General features: G+C 60.9%; 2 protein-coding genes. One reads left to right on the top strand and one right to left on the bottom strand.

Annotated features, from left to right (window positions below; genetic code table 11):
- Positions 1-235 precede the first annotated feature (235 nt).
- Entirely contained in the window at positions 236-4,030 is a 3,795-nt protein-coding gene (locus FJY68_13605) for a T9SS type A sorting domain-containing protein (GenBank protein MBM3332861.1), read from the top strand.
- A 107-nt stretch (positions 4,031-4,137) separates the two neighbouring features.
- Here FJY68_13605 and FJY68_13600 read toward each other — a convergent pair whose 3' ends face one another.
- On the bottom strand, positions 4,138-4,377 hold the full coding sequence (locus tag FJY68_13600; protein ID MBM3332860.1) for a hypothetical protein: 240 nt from the start codon (positions 4,375-4,377) through the stop codon (positions 4,138-4,140).
- Positions 4,378-4,409: the final 32 nt, after the last annotated feature.

Below are 4,409 nucleotides of genomic sequence, written 5' to 3'. Positions count from 1 at the left end.
TTTCATCACCCGCACACGCAGCACATCCAAAGCCGCCGGCGATAGACGCCGAGTATCGTCTTCTCTCATTACTCACAGTATACACCAAACCGACTCCCATGTCAAACATTTTATGCTCTGATTAGTAACAGGACAGAACGTGAGTTCTGTTGCTGCCCGTCGTCTCAGAGTAGCAGACCTGAGACGGAAGTCAAAGGAATAAGCATGTACTGACCGTACTGAAAGGAAGAGATCGATGAAACGAATGATAGTGGCGACCATCCTAGCTTCGGTCGCGCTGTGTACATCGGCCCTTGGATACTACGCATGGCAGTGGACCTGGGAAGGGCCAAACGACTGCATGTTTGACCTGAACGGAGTGTCCGACTACTGGCTCACCAAGAACAACGGCACACCGGCCGTGGCGATGTCCTACGCCAATTGGACGAGCGTCGGTGTCGAGTGCCGGAAAGCCCTCACCCGCGATCCCTGGTGGTCCTACGACAGCCTCCTAGCATTTGAGTACACGGGAAGTGCGCGTTGGGATGGGCAACACAACGGTCGCGAATGGCCGTACGTCGTCTGGGATAAGGACTACAAGCCTGGTGACCCCTACGTTGTTATGAACGACAGTTGGAAGCTCTGGATGTGCTCGGAGTACCATAACCAAGACTACAAATGCAGGACAGCGTGGGATAAGCTCGATGAGCAGAGCCCTATCGACGAGGCCCTCACCCAGAGCAATCACGTGAACTACGACCACTGTCTCGCGGGCACGTACTTGACCTCCGACGGCCGGCGGATGGTTGCGGCGTTTTCGGACAACTACCAGAACAGCGGTCCCAACTGGGGTCTTCTCGCCTGCACCACAACCAACCGTGGGTCAAGCTGGTACGGTTCGAAGGAAGTGTCGCCCTACCAGTATGAGGTCGACCAGCCCAAGGCACCATCTCTGGCTGTGACGAACTACTCGGGCGCGGATTACCTCGTGCACTGTGCCTATCAACTAGGTGAGAATACACCGAGTCCAGAGATCAGGTTCAAGACGGCGTCCGGCCCCTACGGCGGGACTTGGGGTTCGGGCACAGGCACGTGGCTGGGCGACGGCGTGCGTCCGTGTATTGTCGCCGCAGGCCGGTTCATGTTCGTGTGTTGGCATGATGACAATAGAATCGTCTACAAGTTCTCGCGGAATGCCGCTGAGTCCTGGTATGGTCCCTACGAGATCCCCACGGCGGAAACTCGGGTTTGCGATCATACGTCCGCTGCGGTGGTTACCTACGGTACCAACCCCGATACTGCGGTACTCTTAGTGAGCCAGATGTCCAGTACGACTCTCCCCGTGAACACGGGGTTCGTGTTTCAGATGTTTGGCGTCCTTGTGAAGGATGAGAATCCCCATATCGCTTGGCAACTCCCCGTTCGTCTTTCGGCGGTCGACACGAAGTACCCTACGGAACTGCGTCCATCGGTGGTGACTCAGGGCTCAATCGGACGTTGGGTCTACAACACGACAATCCCGGGGGGAGACAAGCGCGGAGTCTACCTTCGAAGCGGCAAGGTCGGATGGGTGAATGAGTCTGGATTCTGGTATGACGATGCGGTCATCGCGGGGTCCGGTCGGCTAATTGCCAGGGCTCCTGATGGGTCAATCCAGTACGCATCGGTGATCCGACCGCAGGTAGTGGCGGGCCCGGCCGAGCCGGACCTCCCGCCCATGGTAGTGGCTCCCGGCAGCCGGCCCGGGATGGCACTGGACGGCGACGGTGAGCAGTGGATAGCCTACGTTTGCGACGATACTGTCTGGACCAAGACGGGCGACGGGAGCTACGAGGTGGTCTACGCTGGTTCTAGCTCGGCCGTGCCGGGGCAGCCGTCGATCGTCTGTTACCCGAATCAGGCCAGCGGCGTGTACGTCGGTAGCGTCGTGTTCCCGGTCTACGACACGGCTGGCGCTGCTTCGAAGATCATGTATGCCCGCGTGGACACCGGCGGGGTCGTGCTTGATACGATAGAGAGCGTAGCCAACCTCGGTGACAGCCTGCCTTGTGTGTCAGTCTATCAGTCTGATACGCTGGTGGTCACATGGCAGCATGGGGACTCTACCTTGGCCTCGATGCTCTGTGACTACGGACCGGGCACATCGGGTCAGGTCCCTGCGTGGTCAAGCCCGAATCTCGTAACCGCGAACGGCTATCACGCCATGAGCCGGTTCGACGACAACGGCACGGCGCTCAACGTCGTCTGGACCCGGAAGAACGGCAGCAACTACGCCATCCAGCGCGCTACCTGCGACCTGTCCACCTCCCTGTTCGGCAACTGGTCACAGATGGCAACGCCGGGCGACACCGGCTCAGCCGAGAAGACGAATCCGGTCTTTGCCGGGCTGGGCGTTTCCTGCTGGCAGGAGAAGGACGCCAACGGCAAGTGGACAATCAAGGGCTTCGTCCGGGGCGAAGAGGAGACGTTTGTCGCCAACGACACCAACGCCTGTTACCCGCACACCGTGGCCGAGTCATCGGCGATCAGCCCTTCGATAGACCAGGTGCGTGTGCATCTCCTTTATACTGCAGGAGTTGCGTTCGAGGTCGATTCCGGCGTCTATGACACTGGCGAGACCCGCTATGTTTGCGAGAGCTTGAACGTCTCCCGTGCCACCAGCGACGCCACCAAGTACAACAACGGAGCCAAGCTGGTGCGGAAGAACGGGTCAGATTCGCTCTTCAGCGTCTACGCTGACCTCGACAACGCAATCGTGTTCGCGTGGTCTGCCAACGGCGACACCTGGCAGCGGTCGGTGTTGGCCTCGGGCCGCGACTATCCGACGATAGCCGAGGATTCCAGCGGCAAGCGCTGGGTGGTAGTGCGGAAGCCGAGCCAGACGCTGAATCCGCCGATACAGGAGGCGTACTACCGTAACGGCAGTTCCTGGACCGGGCCGGAGACGCTCTACTCAGTGTCGGGCACGACGCTTGGGCCGGCCAGCCTGTCCGGTTCTTCATACACCCAGTCCGGGATCGCCTACGCCGCGTTCCTCTCCACTGCCACGGGCGGAACCCAGTCCCTGATCCTCGCCAAGTTCAACGGCAGTTCGGTGTCTACCTACACGGTGGCTACCGGCTCAAGCCTGGGCGACCCGTCAATCACGGTCGAGCCGTACAAGTCGGACTCCGACCGCATCCACGTCACGTGGGAAGACAACGGCACCATCAAGTACCGGATGGACACCGACGGTCGGAGCACGAGCATCGCCAACAACTGGACCGCGGTCCACGACCTCACGGGCCGGGGCATCGTGGCCGCTCATCCGTACACCAACTCCGATGCCGACCAGATTGTCGTGGCCTGGGCACAGGGCGACACGACCGATGTCTACTGCCGGAAGCGTTCGACCGACAGCGCCTACAACAACTGGGAGATCGCGGCCAATCTGAGCAACACCTCAAGCAAAGCCTCCGACTATCCGACCATCGCCATGGGCGACACGGTCATCGTAGCCTGGGCAGAGACCCGCTCCGGCGGCTCCGACTCCGACATCCTCGCCTGCATCGACTTCGGCGACACCTTGAACATCGCGGACAACGCCACCTTCTCTACCTACCCGCACGTCCTCTTCCAGAACAAGGCCTCGGGCGACACGGCCATACCGTATCTGCATACCATCTGGAGCGAGACGCCGGAGGCCAACTACTACGAAGTCGGCTACAACAAGCTCAACCTGAAGCAGGCCTCGGGCGAAGGCGGGCAGAGCGCAAACTCAGTCCCGATACCGGTGAAGCCGTCGCTGGCCTCCTGCCGCCCCAACCCGCTCAAGAGCCACACCCAGATCAGCTACGCCTTGCCGACAGCGAGCAACGTCAGCCTGCAGGTGTATGACGTGACGGGTCGGACCGTGCGTACGCTGGCCAGCGGGCATCAGCAGGCGGGCAACTACTCGGTAAGCTGGGACGCCAAGGACAGCCGTGGCAGGCAGGTGCCGCGCGGTGTCTACTTCTACCGTCTCGACACGCCGGGATTCCGGGCGGTGAAGAAGGCGGTGGTGGCGCGCTAGCGCGCGAGAATGGAGAGTCGAGAGTAGAGAACAGCCGAATGCGAGCAGGGGCGGGCGTAAGCCCGCCCCTGATTCTCAGGCGAGGTGCGATATCCGTCAGCCTGCCGCTACGGTGCCGGAGCGGGGACGTTGAAGACGTCGGTGCGTATCGCGGCGAGGACCTCGGGCCTGAGACCGCGGTTCTGCCATTTCTCCAGCAGCACCTGGGCCTCTTTCGCCAGCGTCGGGCCGGAGATAGTATGGCGGTGCGAGAGCTTGAAGAGCTGCCGGGCGAAGTCGAGGTAGAAGACTATGTACATGGTGTCGATGCCGCTTGAGTCCAGCACTTGCTTGGTCTCCGTTTCCATGGCACACAAGGCAACCAGCGAAGCCTGGTAGC

It is taken from the genome of candidate division WOR-3 bacterium (assembly GCA_016867815.1).
Lineage (GTDB): Bacteria > Hydrothermota > Tepidihabitantia > Tepidihabitantales > Tepidihabitantaceae > UBA2258.
This window is presented reverse-complemented; position numbering and strand designations above follow the sequence as displayed.

Bases quoted from the DNA above. Each gene is read 5' to 3' on its own strand.
- FJY68_13605 (MBM3332861.1), top strand. From the start codon at position 236: ATGAAACGAATGATAGTGGCGACCATCCTAGCTTCGGTCGCGCTGTGT.
- FJY68_13600 (MBM3332860.1), bottom strand. From the start codon at position 4,377: ATGGAAACGGAGACCAAGCAAGTGCTGGACTCAAGCGGCATCGACACC.